This window comes from Leptospira terpstrae serovar Hualin str. LT 11-33 = ATCC 700639, assembly GCF_000332495.1.
Taxonomy (GTDB): Bacteria; Spirochaetota; Leptospiria; order Leptospirales; family Leptospiraceae; genus Leptospira_A; species Leptospira_A terpstrae.
The window spans coordinates 255,391-273,779 of sequence record NZ_AOGW02000009.1; the positions used below are offsets into that span (position 1 = coordinate 255,391).

Here is an 18,389-nt window from a genome sequence, read left to right on the forward strand (position 1 = left end):
TTTGTCCTCGTTTGACTTCCAATTAGGGTTCTCCCTTTATATATTACGAGAAAAATACCCTAAATCAGAAAAAAATTTCCAGGATATGCAATAAACAAAAATGAGCCAAAATCAAAATCAAACTTCTAGGGGACCACTTGCTGGTGTGAAAGTAGTCGACTTATCTTTACTCCTTCCAGGACCACTTTGTTCGCAACATTTAGCGGATATGGGTGCCGAGGTCATAAAAATTGAAAACCCAAGAGCCTATGATGGATCTCGTGCGATGTTCAAAGGAAAAACAGGTTACCCTGCTTTGTACATGATGCTCAATCGAAATAAAAAAGCGATCACGCTGAACCTAAAAAGAGAATCAGCAAAAGAAATTCTTTTCAAACTTTTGGAAGACGCTGACATTTTACTCGAAGGGTTTCGTCCTGATGGAATGGATAAGATGGGAATCGGATATGATGTCTTAAAAGAAAAATTCCCTCGATTGATTTACTGTGGAATTTCTGGCTATGGAATTTCGGGTAAGTACGTAGACTTTGCAGGACATGATTTGAACTATCTTGCGATCTCGGGAGTTCTTGACCAAACCGGAAACCCACCAAGACCAGCAGGTTTTCAATTGGCAGATGTGGGAGGAGGTACTCTCACTGCTCTTTCTGCTATTCTTGCTGCCCTTTATTATAGAGAAAAAACAGGGAAAGGACAACGCATTGATATTTCTATGACTGATGCTTCTCTCCAATTTCTTTCGTTATACGGTGGGATTTTATCAGCCTCTGAAACTTCTCCAGAAGCTGGGAACGATATTTTATCTGGTAAATTACCAAATTACAATGTGTATGAAACCAAAGAAGGAAGGTATGTTGCTCTAGGTGCTTTGGAAGATATGTTCTTTCAAACTTTTTTACGGGCAGCGGGAATGGAAAACTTAACCAAAGACCATCCAATGAACGAAGAAAACATACCTCTCATTAAACAGAAGTTAACCGATTATTTTAAATCCAAAACTTATTCTGATTTACAGCCTATCTTTGATAATACAGATGCTTGTCTTTCTCCTATTCTCAATATGAAAGAAGTTTCAGAAGACCCACATATGAAAGACCGGGGAATGGTGCTCGAAAGAAACCATCCCAAATATGGTCCAATCCTCCAGTTTGGTTCTCCTTTCCATTTTTCGGAAACCCCTTTTGTCTACAGAAATGATCCACCGGAACACGGGGAACACACTGAGGAGATTTTGGGTGGTTTGGGGTATCCCAAAGATAAAATTGCGGAGTTCAAAAAAGACCGGGTGATTTAACGGCTCCCTTGCTTTTTTTTCGTAATTTCTTTAATTTGTCCCAGGGGGGAGGTAAACTCTCCCCTAATCATACAATATGAAGTTATTACAAGTTTCTGACCTCCACCTTTCCCAAAGTTCCAAAGACGAAAAAAACTATTCCTTAGCCGTACTCGGTGAAATTTTTGAAACCGCAGAACAAACCAAATGCGACCGAATTCTATTTTGTGGAGATCTTTTCAATACCTTCCCCGATTTAGAAGCACTCCGATCAGAGTTTTTGAAAGTAGTTTCTTCTTATTCGGGAATTGTTTACTTTCTTCCTGGAAACCATGAAATCTTGGAGAAAAAAGGGAATAGCAACCGTTATGTGGACTATGATTGGTCTGAAAAGGTCAAAGTACTAGACGAAACTCCCTATCGTTTATTTGAAGATACGGGAATCGAGTTTGTATCCATCCCCCACCAAGAAAACTATTCTGGATTGTTATTATCTCCGCCACCACCCAAACAAACGAAAGTTAGGATCGGCCTTGCTCATGGAACGGTTCCTGGAATGAGTTTTACAGGTCTTAGCGAGGAAGAAGAAGAAGGTGGGTCGTATCTTGATCCCCAACTCATCCAAAACTTAGGTTTGGATTATCTTGCTATTGGCCACCTCCACCGCGCGCGTATGGGATCGGTTGGAAACTGTAGCGTTGGTTATGCGGGATCTTCTCGAGTTTGGAGAAAAGGAGAATTGGGGCCAAGAGGGGGAATTTTCATTCATATCGATGGATCTAAGGTGCGCACAGAACCTGTATATTGGAAAGAGGCTGGTGAGTATCGAGAGATCTTAGTCACTTTGGATACCGAAGGAAAACCGGAAGAAAGTATTGAAACATATTTACGTGGAACAAATCCCAAGGATTGGATTGTGTTTCGTTTTGCGGGATATGTAGACTCGATGGCAGAAAAACAAAAGTTTCAAGAAACTTTTCTTCGGGAATGGAAATCAAAGTATCGCATCTTAGAGTTTGATCCAGATGAATCCCAAATTACAGTGATCCAACATTTGTCAGAAAATGAATTTGTGAAACAATTCCTCGACAAAATGAATGAACGAAAAGAACAAATGGAACCTCTTCTTTGGAGACAGACTCGAGTCACTGGCATTCGTTTGATTTTAGAAGGTAAAAAAAACCGATGAAATTAAAAATAGAAAACTTCGGTATCTTTTCTAAAAAAGAATTTCCCATTGCAAAAGTCACTGTATTTACAGGACCCAATGAATCAGGAAAAACAACCATCTTAGATGCATTTGTATCGGCACTTGTCAAAGTGGTGGGAAGTACAAAATACGGAGCTCTTTTGAATGCTCGGTACAAACCAGACAGAAGTTCTGACTTAGGAATTACAAAACTATCCCTCTCTCAAAATTTATATTTGAACTCACTTGTGATTCGAGAAGGGAATATGGATGTAGGTTCTGAAAAGGAACTCATAAGCACCATTGAACAAACAATATTCGATAGTGGATACAATCCATCACAACTGAAAGAACAAGTAGAACAACTTTCTGCAAAATCGGGAACAAGAAAATCAGCCAAAGAATGGAATCTGGCTTTGTCTGAATTTAACGCCGCCAAACAAAAGTTTGACGAATCTGAATTGGCTCTCAATAAAATTTCCTCTCAATTTGCAGATTTACCCCTTTGGGAAAAAGAACGCCAAAACCTAAAAGAAACTTTGGCTTCAAACTTAACCGATCAGACCAAACATAAAAAACAACTGGAAGAGTTTCGCGAAACCGAAGAACACAGTGAAGCCGATCGTATTTATACCCAACTATTACAATGGGATACTCTTGAATCGCAAACAAAACAAGAGGAAAATATTCTAAAATCTGACTGGGATAAAAAAGCAAAAACTCTGGATGGAGAAACCAAATCCTTAGAACAAAAACTTTCCCTAACAAAAGAAAGAATAGAAACATCGGAATCAAAATGGGAATCCTACAAAGTACAAAAATCACAAGCAGACCAAAAGTCCAAAAAACTAGAATCGTATTTTGATTTTTTTGAAACCTGGAAACAAACCCTCCGCAAGTTCCAAGAAGAATCTCCCGTGGTTCAAAAAACAGTTTGGAATCCGTTGTACAGAAGTTTGGCGGGAGGATCTGGGGTTTTAGGGATTTTTTCTCTTATTTTTTCACTATTTTCTGACTTTGGAATTTGGGTCTATTCTGCGCCCGCCATTCTTTTGATTGTTAGTTTTTATTTTTATTCCCGCGCCAAAGAAATCCAAATTGAAAAAGATGAGCCGAAATGGAATGAAATGATTCGCAGGATTGCAACGGAAATGGAAACCAAAACTTTGGGAGAATGGAAACCCGACTCACTTAGTATGGAATCTATTTCTCTTACTTTCCAAAGATTTGATAGAGAATATACAAAACAAAAACTCGAATTGGAAAGTTTGAATTCTACAATGTCGAACATGGAAGAAGAAATCTCCAGGCTTCGGGCAGAGGAGAAAAAAACAAAAGAAATACTTTTGGAAAAAGAAAAAGAATTAACTACAATTTGGCGAGAAGCGGGTGTACATTCTCTTTCTGAACTTTCGGAGTTGTTTGTTCAAATTCGGTTAAAACAAGAAAAATTACATACCTTAGAAGAATCGTTAAAAAACGTATCCAAAAAATGGGGAAATATTGATTTAGGAGAGTTAAAACTCAAACTAAAAGATAAACTCAGTGATTTTGAAAAAAAAGGAGTTCCCAAATCTTTTTCTTCGGAAGATCGAGTCGCCAAACAAAGATTAGAAAACACAATCCAGTCGTTTGCCGATTCTATCCGAGACTTAGAACGTAAGTTAGTGGACTTGGAAAAAAAGTTAGATACGGGCAAAGCTGTATTGGAATCGCAAATGGTCCCAGCTCAAAAAGAATGGGAACAGACCAAAAGAGATTTAGAAACAAAAGAAAAATGGAAAAATGATTTGGATAGAAACTTCCAAGCATTGGAAGTATTGTCTGAAATTTTTTCTGAGATGCAGGTGGAAAGTACGGACAAAATGTCTTCCTTGGTTAAGTCTTTACAAACCCGAATGGATGCTTTAAAAGGTTCTCTTCCTTCTAAACAAATCCAATGGAATGGATTTTCAGATGAAATTCAGGTCACAACCGATTCTTCTCAGGAGAGTTTGGCATTTGCCAATCTGTCTACAGGAACCAAAGAACAAGTTTCTTTCGTGTTACGTTTGGAATATGCGTTTCGGATTGGAAAACAATTCAACTTACCCTATCTTTTGTTAGATGAGCCATTTCGTCATATGGATGCAAGTCGAAGGGATTCTGCTTTGGCCTACACACTTCAGTGTATTGCTAACGCAGAGGAAGATTGGCGAGTTGTGTTTTTTAGTTTTGATGGGGAAATTGTTTCCAAAATCAAAGAATTGGCAGCGGGATTAAACCTCCCCTGCCAAATCCATGAATTGACTAAACCAATTTCTTAGCTTCCGCAAGAACTGTATCGTAATTAGGTTCACTTCCAATTTCTGGTACAAGTTCTGTATACCGAATGATATCGTCTTTATCCACAACGAAGACCGCACGTGCAGAAAGACCAGCAAGAGGTCCCGCGGCAATATGAGTTCCATAATTTTTTGAAAAAGAAAAATCTTTGAACTGAGATCCTGTAATCAGATTTTCAGAATCGATTCCTTCTGTCGTACAAAAACGTTTCATAGCAAAAGGAAGGTCACCTGAGATGATAAGAGTTGTGATTCCATTTTCTTTGGCTGCTTTTTCGTTAAACTTCTTAGTTTCCAACGCACAAACAGCTGTATCCAAACTTGGAACGGCTACTAGAATTTTTACTTTTCCTGCTAAATCTTTTAATGTAAGATCACCTAAATCTTGTTTTGCGACTCTAAAGTCAGGCGCTTTGTCCCCTGGTTTGGGAATATTACCTTCGAGAGGAACTGGATTTCCTTTGAGTGTTACTTGTGCCATTGTTATCTCCTTTTTTTAGACTAATTCTAACCTTTCAGTGAATGGATTCTTCGGGAAGGATTTTTTCCATCCATTCTAAAGATTCCGTAAGTTCCCCTTTTCGAATGGACGCACTTAGAATGTGCACTCGGTCGAGTAACCAGGTAGGGGAGAGGTCTGTAATGTCACGAAACGCCTCTAATTCTTCTTTGTTTAAAGTTCCATCGAAGGAGGAACAAAGGGCAAAGATAGCAATAGGCCATTTTCTTTCTTCTGTTGAGAGTTTTTGGAAGGAAAACACAAACTCGTTCCAATCATCTAAGTTTTTTAATTTGTCGCGTTCGGGCAAAAGTCCAATGAGTCCAAAGAGCAAATATTCAAAGTTAGGATGGAAAGTTTTCGTAAAAACTATAGAGAGGGCGACGGCTCTCACAGCTGATTCAATTAATGTTTTTTTTCTTTCCTTTGCTTTGATTTTGAATAACATCGCATCGGATAATTTTCTTGTAATGATCCGTTTGCGTAATTCGTACAAAATGATATAGGTGGTGACACTGTCCCAAATTCCTGTGACAGGCCCTGAAATGTATTCGATTAAAAACCTTAGTCCTGTCCTTCCTAGAAAAACCTTTAACAAAAGTTTTGCGAAAATATTCGAAAGGAATACTTTGCTTTTATACAAAATTGTCCGAAAAAACAAGGCCCTTTCATTTAGGTGTTTGTAAGGATCAATCCCATACAATCGGATCCTGGGGTCAGGAATTTCCAAAACCAAACGTGCCATCATCCCTGGAATTGGTGTGATGAGTTCCGGTTCCTCAGCTAGAGCAATGTCTGCATACTTTGCCATCCGATAGGAAAGATAAAATCCCAATCGAAAGAGGAGATAAAATTCGATGAATGTAGCCATGGCCAAAAGAATCACAAATCCTGAAAGCGAAAGGAAGGAGAGTGATTCCCATGGCCAAAAGGAAAGTGGGGGAAGGTGAGTAGTAAGATAAACAAAGGCAACAGAAGGCAAAAATCCAATCCAAAAAGACCAAAAAAAACCCCAAAAGAGGAGAGTTCTAGAATGGTAGGCAAAACTTTTCCCAGAATCTTCGAGTTTTCCCGATTGGGAGCCAATGGAGATGAGAACCCGGCGACCCCACTGTTCTAAAAAACCCGGCTTGTAACGTTCTGTACTCATATTTTTTTGCAACCGAACTCCTGGATTAGGACTCACACTCCATGAAACAGGAATTCTCTATGACGACACAAGCTGAAATCAAATCCCAAATCCCGATCGATTGGGTGACTACCATATTTTTACTCACTTCTCCTCTCGTGGGGATCTTCGGATCTCTTTACTTCTATCTTTATGATACCATTCACTTAGGTACTTGGGCCTTATTTGTATTTTATTTTTTTGCTACAGGTATGGGAATTACAGTTGGATACCATAGACTTTTTTCACACAAAGCTTATGAAGCAAAAGCTCCCGTCAAACTTTGGTTACTTCTTTTTGGAGCTGCCGCTTTTCAATCCACTGCCCTCGAATGGAGTGAGGACCACCGCATCCACCACAGATTTGTGGATACAGATAAAGATCCCTATTCCATAAGAAAAGGATTTTGGTTTGCCCATATTGGTTGGTTATTTCGTAAAAGGAAGTATGTGCAACAAGGCGTACAAGATTTAGCAAATGACCCGCTCGTACTTTGGCAACATAAACATTTTTATTCGATATCCATCTTCATGTGTTTTATCCTTCCAGGTCTTATCACTATGTTATGGGGTTCGTTTTTAGAAGGATTTTTTGTCGCTGGTTTTTTAAGACTTTTTGTAGTTCACCAGTTCACATTTTTTATCAACAGTGCCTGCCATGTTTGGGGAGAAAGAACTTTCTCCAAAGAACAAACGGCTCGAGACAATTGGATCATCGCCTTTTTTACATTTGGTGAAGGATTTCATAACTTCCACCATGAATTCCAATCGGACTATCGGAATGGAATTCGTTGGTTTGATTATGATCCATCCAAATGGATGATCAAAGCTCTTTCCTATTTAGGTCTCACTTATAACTTAAAAAAAGTTTCTGAAGAAAAAATTTTACAAAAGACTATGTTTCTGAAAGAAAAAGAAACTCTTCATAAGTATACTAATGTTAGTGAAGACAAACTGCGTCATTGGGAAGAACAACTGGCAAGTTTACGTGAATCGGCATTACAAGAATACCAAAAATGGAAACAAGCAAAACAATCCTCTAGCGAAAAAGAAGCGGGAGTGTTAAAAAAGAACTTTGAACAAACCAAAGCCAGTTGGGAAAAACTTCTCGGCCAGCCACTTTTTACTTAACCTCGAATTTCCCGAAAGATTTCTTTTGGGATACTGGGAACGTCTCCTGGACCAACTAACGGTAAATATACCATAAACAAAGTTCGTCCCGGAGCCGATTCCACTTCAATCCTACCTTTGTGTTTTTCGATAATCCCTTTCACAATCCCGAGACCAAGTCCTGTTCCTTCTCCTTGGTCTTTTGTAGTAAAGAAAGGATCCCAAATTTTATCTTTGATTTCCGAAGGAATCCCCGATCCATTGTCTTCAAAACTAATCAGTACATAATCTTCCCCAATCCTTTTTGAGGAGATTATCAGTTTTGGATGTTCCACTTTTTTCATCGCATGGATGGCGTTGGTGATTAGGTTTGTCCACACTTGGTTGAGTTCATCAATATTACAACGAACTGGTGGAATACTTCCATATACCCTTTCAATTTCTACACCATGTTTGATTTGGTTTTGCATAATCACGAGGGTGTTTTCTAAACCTTCGTGTAAATCACAAACAGCATAAGAAGCTTGGCCCAAGTGAGAATAATACTTTAATGCTTTGACAATTCTAACAATATTACGAATGGCATATTTGATGTTTTTGATATTTCTCTGAAGGCTCAAAGTATTCTTTAACATTTCAAATGTTTCTTTCCCTCCCGTTTTCCAAATGCGAATCAGTTCCTCTTGCATATGCAAAAGATGGTGGTCGATAAGAAAGTTTGAAAGATCAGAAGCATTGTTTTCAGGAATCCCATCTTGGATGAATCGAAACTTAGTTTCCTTTTTTAATTTAAATTTATCTTTAGGATCTATTTTTGCAGCCGGATCCTCTTTTACAAAACTAAAGAGAATGTCTAGGTAAATGGAACGAAAGTCGGGATTTTGAATGAGATGGGTGATGTCACCCAAGTGAGATAAAACAAAAACTAGGTTTGCATCCAAGTTGTCCGCTGCCCCATTGATCACTGCTGCTGGGGTATTGATTTCATGAGCAATACCCGCAACCATCACCCCAAGAGAGGCCATTTTTTCAGACTGGACAAGGTGAGCTTGGGTTTCTTCTAACTCTTTCGTTCGTTCTCTCACTTTAGCTTCCAAAGTTTCGGTTAGATTTAACAGCTGTTGGTAAATCATCGAATTTGAAAGAGACATGAGGGATACGGAAAGGATTTCTAATATGATTTCAATTTCTTCTATATCGTAAATTTTCCCTTCTTTATGTTTTCCAAGAAGGATAAATCCCACGAGGCTTGATTTAATGGAAAGTGTAGCCACTAACTCTGATTTGGTTTCTTTGAAAAAATCTAATGCTTGTTTTGCTATCTTTGCGTGATTGGGAGAGGCAAACTGCAAAAAGTTTTCTTTGATATGGATTCCTTCTCTTTCGGAAAGCCAAAGTAAAAAAGGATCGAACACCGGTATCGAAGGTAACTGCGAAAACTTTTGGTCTCGTGATTCCAAAAAGGGCCTGGGTCGAAACTGCCCCTCTCTTTCGTCCCAAGTATACACTTGCACAAAGTCAGCAGGGATTTTGGATGCGAGAAATTGGCTGATGGTATCGCTAATTTGGTCTGGGTCATTGAAGGAAATGAGTTCTTCTTTGAATTTTTCTAAGGCAAAAAGATTTTGGACGAGTTCATCTCGTTTTTTAGGTTTTTCTGTACTTTGCGATAAACGTTTTCTGCGTAAAAAGAACAAAAGAGAAAGAGTCAAAAACCCCAAGACAAAGCTTGGGATCACGAAGTTTTTTGTGGAATCTGAGGTGCTTAAGGCATAGGCAAAAACAAACCAGCTAAAAGAGGAAAGGATTATGATTCCAAAAGGAAAGAAAACTTGTGTTTGCATGTCATCTGTATAGAATGTAAGAACTAGATTATTTTAATGAAGAATCCACTTGGGTAAAGAACTATTTACAATCGCTCGTATCTTTGGAGCTTATTACGAAATTTATTCAGAAGGAACCACGTATGTACGTGCCGTTCTTAAGGGCAAACTTCGGTTAAAGGATTCAGGAGAGCGCCATCCCTTTGTTGTGGGAGATATGGTCCTTGCCGAAAAATCTTCTGGCGAAGAGTGGGTCATATCCGAACGAATGGAACGAAAGAATTACTTAACAAGAAAGAGTGATCGAGGCGACAGTCATGTGTTATGTGCAAACTTAGACCAATTAGCCATCCTTGCTTCTTGTAAAGATCCGGAAACAAAACCCGGATTTATCGACCGTTTGCTTGCAGCTGCTTATCATACACAAATTCCCCCACTCATCATTTTTACCAAAAAAGATCTCATCACTGAGGAAGAAATCGAAGAACGAGAAGTTTACTACCGTGAGTTAGGTTATGAGGTGATGACGGTTTCTCTACTTTCAGAAGAATCCATCCAACCATTGTGGGATAGAATCCGTGGGAAACGAACCTTTCTTTGTGGAAACTCAGGCGTGGGGAAGTCCACACTCATGAACCATCTCCAAAAAAAGACAGTGCAGAGGACAAACCTAATCAGTGGCACGACCAAAAAAGGCAAACACACAACCACCAATTCCTTTGCTTTATTTTTAGAAGAAAACACTGTCCTGATCGATTCTCCAGGAGTCAAAGAATGGGGCATCTTACACCTGACACCCGTCGAACTTTGGGAAAGTTTTCCCGAATTACGAAAGATTAAAGAAACATGTAAGGAAATTTATTGCTGTGAACTAGGTTCTGAGTGTTCCATGCGAAAACACCTTAACGAGTCTATGGATGAAACCCGAAAAAAGAGCTTAGAATCCATGATTGAGAGCCTAGAAAACCCCCACAGGGTGACAAGAAGGGATCATTGGACCAAAGCTGTCACAAAAAGGCATTAGGGAAAAGAGTTGCCAAGCACTCAGTTGTTATCTATTCTTAGAATGTTATTTCCGGAGGAAGGAATATGAAACGTACAATAATCAATCAGTTGTCGGTATTGGGATTTGTGGCAATTTTTGCCATATTTTTCACTGCTTGCCAAAAAGATTCTAAAGAATCTGTAACAACTGTTACAGATAAATCCCAACAAGAAAGTAATGTTGTAGTTGCCTTTGTAAAAGGTGATGTGGTTGTGATCCGTGAAAGTGGACAAGTGAAACCAAACTTAGGTGATGTTTTAACTTCCAAAGATACAATTGTAACTGGCCAAAATGGTTCGGTCGAAATTCTTGTTGGCGAAGACGGAGTTTTGAAATTAAACAAAAATACTTCTCTTAGCGTAAGCCAAGCATTTGCCGCAAACGATGGTTCTCGCGCTACAGAAGTGAACATGCAATACGGAAAACTAGTGACTGTTCTACGCAAAGAAAGAAAAACAGAATCTTTCAGTGTTGTCACTCCTACTTCGATTGCGGGTGTTCGTGGAACGATCTTCCTAACCAATGTGGAAAATCCATCAGCTAAAGGTGGAAACGTTGCTTGTGGTTCTGGAAACTGCGTTGTAAAGTATACTGTACTTGATGGTGCGGTTGCGATCCGTAAATCAAACTCAGAGAATGAAATCGTAGTCGACAAACAGAAAACAGCTGAAGTCGGAAATGAAACTAAACTTTCTGATAAAATGATCAAACCAATGGACAAACAATCCCTTTCAGAGATGAAAGAAATGTTGGCTTTTGAAAATACTAAGATGTTACAATTTGAGTCTCTTGCAAATGAACTTAAGTCCAACAACGAAGAACTTCAAAAATTAAACATTGGATCTTCAGTAGAAGAATTGGAAAAAGCAGCAAAATCTCGTGAGATTACTAAATCTAAATCAGACGAAGTGATCACAACTGCTAAGTCTATCGAAGATTCTAAATACATTAAAAAAGATGTTCAGAAAGATTCCCTAAAATTGGCACCAAAAGAGAGTTTTGATAAGACGAAATGAGATATGTTTATTTACCGGTCCTTTGTTTTTTAGTCGGTTATTGTTCTTCGGTCACAAAGATCGAAACTTTAAATCGAAGTTTTACAAAACCTAAGTTCATCACTCCAGAACCGGGTGAGTCGGAACCCCTTCCTTCGGGCAGAGATTACAAAGAACGACTGGTAAATAAATCCACTCCTTATTTTTCACTCCTCTGGAAACAAGTTCCAGAGGAGTTTTCAAAATCTGACCTTTTGTTACTCGAAGAGAAAGTCCTCTTCCCACACAACAAACTGGGTATTTACAAAAAAGCCCCCAAGGATCCAGATCCAAAATTTTCGGAAGTTTCTGATTTAGATTTGGTTTTGGAATTGTCTCTCACTCGCAGTGCCGAAAGACATTCGATTGAAGTCCAATACAAAGATCCTGTTTTGTCGCAAAACTATGGCAAGGCGATCTTTGTTTACCAAGAAGAAAAAGAACCTGTAACCAAGTCATTAAAATCATTTGACGTTTTCCATGGAAAAAGACAACTCCAACCTTTGACAGGAAGTGTCCCTGTGTATTTTGCAGAAGTTTCTTCCCCATCGGAAGATGAATTACGAAATTATTTTACTTCCTCCTTACGTGGAAATGCCTCAGTGTTTTCTACCTCACCAGGTACCACAATTTATTTGGATGGTGTGGAAGTGGGTAAAGCTCCTTTACTTTCCTATTCCCTTATCAATGGAAAACATACTTTATCCTTTGCAAAACCTGGTAAAGATCCAGTGAAACGAAATATCTTAATTCGTGCAGGGAAAACCACACGTGTGTTCCAAGAATGGAACGACGACATATCCCAAGGAACCATTGTGATTTCTAGTTTTCCCGCTGGTCTCGACATCGTAGTGGATGGCCAAAAAAAAGGGAAAACACAATATGCGGAATCGGGAGTTCCTTACGGAAGTTATCCGATCCAATTCATTCGAACCCAAAACGATTCTCATTTTGAATATGCAAAAGCGGGAATCAAAATTAGACCAAAACAAATTACCTCCATTGCGTTACCTATATCTTTGGAAGATGGAGTAGGTTGGGAATCCGAAGAATTTTGGAATCTGACTTCAGCTTCGCCGAATTTTTCTGCGACATTTCCTGGCAAACTTACCTTTGCCAAAAACAAAGACCTTCCTACTGGTTGGTATGGAGTGTATTCTGAAGATCTCATTCCGGATTACCTCGAAGCCGAACTTGTGTTAGATCTTGTTAAGGATATAAATGGAGCAGTTGGTTTGTCTTTTACTGACCACAACCAAAATGCCATTCTTGTTTATGTCGACAAAACAGACTTTCATATCATAAAGTTTTCAGCAGAAGAAAAAGAAGCACCTGTTCGTTCTTCCTATCGTTGGAACAAAGAAGATGAACTCAAGGGTAGAAGTATCAAACTTTCGACTGATATCGAAAAGAAGATGATTCGATTGTCTTTGGGTAATAAAACTGTGGAAGAACTTCCATGGAATTTTGAAACTTTTTGGAATTTGGGAGTTTTGACTCCACATAACGCGCCTTTAACGGGCACACCTCTTCGAGGTTTAAAAATACGATATCCTGATATGGTTAAGTTTGAGGAAAGGCTCCAAAAATGAGACAACTTAGTTTTTTATTAATTACCGTCGTTTTTTTTGTAGGTTGCCAATCACGAGACTTTAAACCCGTTTCCGTAAAGGATTCTGTGGTAGAAAAATCGGAAGTATCGGATCGGCAGAAAATTGAAGAAGCAAGGGAACTTGTCGCAGAAGGAAGTAACGAATTCCAAAAAGGAAATATGGATGTTGCTTTAGAAAAAGCAAAGTCCTCCATTCAAACTTTTGAACTTATAGATGGTTATTCTCTTCTTGGGGCGTCTTATTACCAGTTAGGTGATTATGAGAATGCAAAACTTGCTTATGAAAAAGGCAAAAACTTAGAACCCAAAAATGAAAAACTGCTGATTGGCCTTGGAACCGTTCAATCTACACTAGGAGAAAACGAGGAAGCCCTCGCTACTTACCAAACTCTAAGCCAATTAAAACCCGAAGAAACCATTTATACTTATAAAACAGGATTACTTTTAAAAAACTTGGGTCGTTACCAAGAAAGCCTTGTGGTTCTAAAACCTTTGGAAACAAAACCAGAATTTCCATATCCTATCGAATTGTTAAATCAATTAGGGGATCTTTGTTTAGAGCTAAAGAGATATGAGGAAGCAGAAGCTTACTTCGCAAGAGCGGAAAAACTCAATCCTGAATTAAAAACTGCAAAAGATGCAAAACTTTCCACAAAAATAGCATCTCTCATCCAACGCGGGAATGATTTTTTGGCAAAAAAGAATTATGCAGAGGCAACATCAGAATTCAAAAAAGCCACTGAGTTACAGCCACAAAATGGTTCTGTATGGTCTTTTCTTGGTAACGCGCAGTTACTTGGTGGAAAACTAAAAGAAAGTGAGGATAGTTTTAAAAAATCAATTTCTCTTTCTGACACAAATCCCAATGCATATGTGGGTTTGTGTAATGTCTACATTCAAACGCATAATTATTCTGATTGTTTAAAAACATCCAAACAAGCCGTACAAAAAATTCCTAAAAATGCAGAGATACGCAACAAACAAGGGATATGCGAATGGAAATGGGGTGAAACTAAAAAAGCAACGCTTAGTTTCCAAGATGCAGCTTCATGGGATCCCAATTTTTTTGAACCAAAACTCAACTTAGCCTATGTGTTGATTGATTCTGGCCGGTTTGATGAAGCCTTGGATGTATTAAAAAAAGCAGAGTCTCATCCCAAGGCCAAAAAAGAAGAGATTCGTAAGGCAAAGATACTCGCAGAATCACAAAAGTTTATTGCTGATGGAGATGTTTTTCTACGCCAAGGCAAACGCAAACAAGCATTTGATGAATACGGAAAAGCAATGGGTGTGAACCCAGAAAATCCGGCGGCACAAAATTCATTTGGCCGGGCTTATTTTGCCTTTGGTGAATACAAAAAATCAGAAAGTTCCTTTTTGGAAGCCTACCGAATGGATGCCACCAACCCTGGCGCCTTGCAAGGGTTAGCTCGAGTATATGCAAAAACTGGTGAATCCAAAAAAGAAAAAGAATACATCAAAAAACTAGAAATTCTTTCTGCTACAGATCCTTTTAGTGCAATCACTTTAGGTCGAATCGCAGAAGATGCAAGCAAGTGGGATGAAGCTGAGTCCATTTATATGGGACTAAAGAAAAAATTCCCGAACAATGATGCTGTTGATTACCGATTGGGAAGTTTGTATTACAAACGAGCCGTAGAGGAAAATTCTAAAGAAAACTACTCTCGAGCCAATGAGTTCATTCAAAAGTCAAAAAAGTATACAAAAGACATTCCTGAACTGATTGAAACGGAAAAGACAGTAGCGGAAAACTCTCGTTTTGCGGAGATTTTGCCTTTTGTGAAAGAAGGAAATTCTCTATTCAATCGTAAAAAATACATTGAGGCAGTATCCCCATACCAAAAGGCATACGATCGAGTTCCTAAAGCTTCCTTACTTGTAAAAATTGCAGAATGTTATATTGAAAAAGGTGAGGAAGAAAAAGGCCTTTCCATTTTGGAAAATGCGGTTCGCACCAACAAAGAAAATGCAATTTCTTTTAAGGAAGGAATCTACTCTTTTTATTATAAAAAAGGTGAGTTAAAACGAGCAGAAGACGGATTCTACGACATCCTAAGAGAAAAACCGGATTCCTATTACGCATACTATATGTTAGGTCTTGTGACCATGAAACGTAAAAATTACGAAGCCGCCATTGGAGAATTTGATCGTTCTATTTTAGTGAATCCAAATTTTGCACCAAGTAACGTGGCCAAAGGTTTGGCATTTTACAAACTAAACCAAATGGACAATGCAAAACGTGAATTTGAAAAAGCACGAGTGAAAGATTCTGAATTTGGACTTTCTTCTTATAACTTAGCGATTGCTTATTTCAATGAAGACCTGACAAAAGAATCAAAATCCATTTTAGAATCCATTCGCAAATCTGATCCTGATTTTATGGATGGTGAGATCCAATTAGCTTACATCTACTTCAAAGAAAACAAATTGGAAGAAGCAGAGAAGATCATTGATCGAGTATTGAAAGAAGAACCTTCTGCGGAAGCTTTGTTTGCACAGTTTCGTATTTTAGATGCCAAACAAAAACAATCTCCTTCTGATAAAGTAAAAGCGAAAAGAAATCAAGTAAAAGAGAAAATTTTACGGGAATACGGCGAAACTAAATATGCAAGACTCCTTCCTTCCGATGCGTTAGATGATGAACCACTACACGTGACAGATCTCAATCTTTCAGGAACTCCAGTTTCTACACCCATTGTGTATCCCAACCGGATCATCGTAAATTATGGAACTGCCCTAGTGGGTTATGATAGAATTACCAAGGAACTGGTTTGGAAACAATACACATCTTCTCCTTATCAGTTGTTAGTCGCTGGTAAAGAACTTGTTGGAATCTCTAACGATACAGCCACGAAGATCTATCCAGAATCGGGTAAAACTAGCTTCAAAAAACAAATTCTTGTCGGTTGGAAAGTCAAACAAGGTTCTGCAGAAGGGAATGGATTTTTACTTCTTTTGGAAAAAGAAAAAGGTAATGATCGTAAGATTGTAAGAACCAACCCTAATTTGGAAATTGAGGAAGAATGGAATGGAAACGATTTTTTGAATTTTTCACATACTTCAGAAGGAAAACTTTTTGTCTTACGAGATTTAAAGAAAGAATTCCAAATCCAAGTGTTTTCCATCGGAGCTAGTTCCAATTCCGATAAAGACAAAAAGGTATCGAATCCTATTGTGAAAAAAGATACAAAAGAATCTGCTCAGATTCTCGGATGTTTAGAAGACACTTGTTTAGTTCAATTGGGCAATCAAATCTACCAAGGAACTGAAAAGGCAAAGTTGTATTCTTTAGGTAATACAGATACCATTCGCTCGGTTGTCAAAAATCCAGAGTCATTGCTTCTTAATACTGAAAATACCGCCTATCTTTGGAAAGGTGGCTCTAAGTGGAAAGATTCTTATTCCATCGAAGGGGATTTTTATTATCCATTGGATGGACTTGTCGTAGAAGGTAGGTCAAAAGAATTACTCCTCATCAAAGGTCGGGAGAAAACTCCTGTTCCTTGGAAGGGAGACCGGGATGGCCTTCGCATTAGTACAGTCACTGTAGATTGATACCAAACGCAAAAAAGAAAGCCGATCAATCATTTACTTAAGTTTGACTCGGTTTAGATAATAAATTCGTTTCCCTTCATTTCTTTTTTCAGTTTCGAAAAAGGAAACTGGGAAACCTGGTCTTTCAAATTCATATTCTTTTTTCTCCCAAACTAATTTAGGAAATTTTCGAAATAGGGATATGGTCCGTCTCGCATAAGGGCCGTAGTCGGTCGCAAATAACAATCTCCCGCCTGGTTTTAACAAATCATAAATCTGTTCGAGCATATCTGGTTGCATCAGTCTGTTTTTACGGTGTTTTTTCTTAGGCCATGGGTCAGGAAAGTTGATGATAATAGTGTCAAAAATTTCTTTCTCCAATAGTTCATCAAAAAACCACTGGAAGTTAACGGTCATATAACGGATATTTTCTAGGCCTAGCGTTTTTCGTTGTTTTTCGGTATGAATGATTCGGTTTACCTTCTTTTCCATGAGTAGGTAACCTGTTTGGCGGTCGCCATTAGCCAGTTCGATGGCAACTTCCCCCCATCCCGATCCAAGTTCTAAAACAAAGTTTTGTATGGTTTCCGGGAAAGATTTTTTTAGATCGATTTTTTTTCCGCGGTCTTTAGGTTGCAGGAGATAGTCTGATTGATAGGAAGTCTTGGTAGTAAACTTCCAAAGTTTTTCTTGGATTTCTGGGCTAACTAACAATTGCATTCCTTCCGATGATGTAATGTCAGGATTTTAAAAAGGAACTAGATGAAAATAACTCTTTTTGGTGTTCGAGGTTCTCTCCCCACACCGATTTCTAAACCAGAACAACGTGAGAAAACACTAAAGATTCTCCAAATGGCCAAAGAAGAGTGGCGTAAGGATCCAGCCGGATTCTCAGAAGAGGAATTTTTAAATCACTTACCGATTCCCTTATCACAAGATCTAGGTGGAAATACTACTTGTGTGTTCATTGAAGGAGACGGGGGAGAAAAAGTTATTTTAGATATGGGGACAGGTCTTCGTGTCCTTGGTAACCAGATGGCACCGCAGGCATTTAGCGGAGAAGAAATGGATATTCATATTCTTGTTTCTCACACTCATTGGGATCATATCCAAGGTTGGCCTTTTTTTAAACCGGGTTATTCTCCCTCTTGTAATATTCACTTTTACTCATGTATTGAAAATTTAGAAGAAAGACTGGTTCGCCAACAACATCCTGAAAACTTTCCGATTACTTTTCAACAAATGGCATCCAAAAAACATTTTCATCTTTGGAAAGAATTCGAATCTTATATGTTAGGTGGACTTAAAATTATCCCTTTTGGACTTCGCCATCCAGGTTCTTGTACGGGATATCGAATTCGCGAAGGAAATAAAATTTTTCTATTTTGTACAGACGTAGAATATCGTGAAGAAGACAGGGAACATTTAATCAAAATGAAACCTCAAATTGCTGGAGCGGATCTTATTATCATCGATGCACAGTATAGCACTGCTGAGGCGGAAAAAAAATTAGGTTGGGGACATACGGCAGTCAGTAAAGCAGTAGAGTTTGCGGAAATGATGGAAATTCGTTCAGTTGTTCTCACACACCATGAACCAGATCACACGGATCATGAAGTAGCTCGAATCATTTTAGATGAAGCTAGACTAATCAAACCAGGTGGAATGCAAGTGCACATTGCTCATGAAGGACAAAAGTTTATCCTGTAGAAAAATTTGTTTCACCCTTTCTAAAAAGAGTGAATGATTGTAGGTGAA

13 protein-coding genes are annotated in these 18,389 nt (G+C 38.5%); 9 read left to right on the forward strand and 4 right to left on the reverse strand.

What is annotated here, in order from left to right; translation table 11 throughout:
• The first annotated feature begins 100 nt into the window (after positions 1–100).
• The 3 genes from LEP1GSC203_RS07855 (at position 101) to LEP1GSC203_RS07865 (ending at position 4,768) form a co-directional block, all read left to right on the forward strand.
• Positions 101–1,294: a CaiB/BaiF CoA transferase family protein gene (locus LEP1GSC203_RS07855; protein WP_002973225.1), complete on the forward strand. Its 1,194-nt coding sequence runs from the start codon at positions 101–103 to the stop codon at positions 1,292–1,294.
• A gap of 76 nt (positions 1,295–1,370) precedes the next feature.
• Positions 1,371–2,462: a metallophosphoesterase family protein gene (locus LEP1GSC203_RS07860; RefSeq protein WP_002973335.1), complete on the forward strand. Its 1,092-nt coding sequence runs from the start codon at positions 1,371–1,373 to the stop codon at positions 2,460–2,462.
• A complete protein-coding gene (locus LEP1GSC203_RS07865) occupies positions 2,459–4,768 on the forward strand; it encodes an ATP-binding protein (protein WP_002973523.1) in 2,310 nt (769 codons plus the stop codon). The genes LEP1GSC203_RS07860 and LEP1GSC203_RS07865 overlap by 4 nt, the downstream gene beginning before the upstream one ends.
• Here LEP1GSC203_RS07865 and tpx read toward each other — a convergent pair.
• Positions 4,752–5,267 carry a thiol peroxidase gene (tpx, locus tag LEP1GSC203_RS07870; protein ID WP_002973268.1) on the reverse strand — a complete coding sequence of 172 codons (516 nt, stop codon included), beginning with the start codon at positions 5,265–5,267 and terminating at the stop codon, positions 4,752–4,754. The genes LEP1GSC203_RS07865 and tpx overlap by 17 nt on opposite strands.
• Positions 5,268–5,301: 34 nt before the next feature.
• Complete coding sequence (locus LEP1GSC203_RS07875) at positions 5,302–6,435, reverse strand: LBF_2804 family protein (RefSeq protein ID WP_039937516.1); 1,134 nt, start codon at positions 6,433–6,435, stop codon at positions 5,302–5,304.
• 59 nt (positions 6,436–6,494) lie between these two features.
• Here LEP1GSC203_RS07875 and LEP1GSC203_RS07880 point away from each other — a divergent pair, with 59 nt between their 5' ends.
• Positions 6,495–7,583 (forward strand): acyl-CoA desaturase, encoded by a 1,089-nt coding sequence (locus LEP1GSC203_RS07880; protein WP_002973215.1) that lies wholly within the window; start codon positions 6,495–6,497, stop codon positions 7,581–7,583.
• Here LEP1GSC203_RS07880 and LEP1GSC203_RS07885 read toward each other — a convergent pair.
• Positions 7,580–9,406, reverse strand: a complete 1,827-nt coding sequence (locus LEP1GSC203_RS07885; protein ID WP_002973299.1) for a sensor histidine kinase — start codon at positions 9,404–9,406, stop codon at positions 7,580–7,582. The two genes, LEP1GSC203_RS07880 and LEP1GSC203_RS07885, sit on opposite strands and share 4 nt — an antisense overlap.
• Before the next feature lie 49 nt (positions 9,407–9,455).
• Here LEP1GSC203_RS07885 and rsgA point away from each other — a divergent pair, with 49 nt between their 5' ends.
• The 4 genes from rsgA to LEP1GSC203_RS07905 all read left to right on the forward strand — a co-directional run bounded on the left by rsgA (position 9,456) and on the right by LEP1GSC203_RS07905 (position 16,652).
• Positions 9,456–10,409 (forward strand): ribosome small subunit-dependent GTPase A, encoded by a 954-nt coding sequence (gene rsgA, locus LEP1GSC203_RS07890; protein ID WP_002973444.1) that lies wholly within the window; start codon positions 9,456–9,458, stop codon positions 10,407–10,409.
• A gap of 65 nt (positions 10,410–10,474) precedes the next feature.
• The gene (locus tag LEP1GSC203_RS07895; protein ID WP_039937519.1) at positions 10,475–11,446 is read left to right on the forward strand and encodes a FecR family protein; all 972 of its coding nucleotides are present in this window, start codon (positions 10,475–10,477) and stop codon (positions 11,444–11,446) included.
• Positions 11,443–13,056 carry an LIC10124 family lipoprotein gene (locus LEP1GSC203_RS07900; RefSeq protein ID WP_002973236.1) on the forward strand — a complete coding sequence of 538 codons (1,614 nt, stop codon included), beginning with the start codon at positions 11,443–11,445 and terminating at the stop codon, positions 13,054–13,056. Before LEP1GSC203_RS07895 ends, LEP1GSC203_RS07900 begins: the two co-directional genes overlap by 4 nt.
• Positions 13,053–16,652 (forward strand): tetratricopeptide repeat protein, encoded by a 3,600-nt coding sequence (locus tag LEP1GSC203_RS07905; RefSeq protein WP_002973272.1) that lies wholly within the window; start codon positions 13,053–13,055, stop codon positions 16,650–16,652. The genes LEP1GSC203_RS07900 and LEP1GSC203_RS07905 overlap by 4 nt, the downstream gene beginning before the upstream one ends.
• Before the next feature lie 33 nt (positions 16,653–16,685).
• Here LEP1GSC203_RS07905 and trmB read toward each other — a convergent pair whose 3' ends face one another.
• Complete coding sequence (gene trmB, locus LEP1GSC203_RS07910; RefSeq protein WP_002973364.1) at positions 16,686–17,345, reverse strand: tRNA (guanine(46)-N(7))-methyltransferase TrmB; 660 nt, start codon at positions 17,343–17,345, stop codon at positions 16,686–16,688.
• A gap of 48 nt (positions 17,346–17,393) precedes the next feature.
• On the opposite strand from trmB, the gene LEP1GSC203_RS07915 reads away from it, so the two are divergent.
• A complete protein-coding gene (locus tag LEP1GSC203_RS07915) occupies positions 17,394–18,341 on the forward strand; it encodes an MBL fold metallo-hydrolase (RefSeq protein ID WP_002973232.1) in 948 nt (315 codons plus the stop codon).
• Positions 18,342–18,389 lie beyond the last annotated feature (48 nt).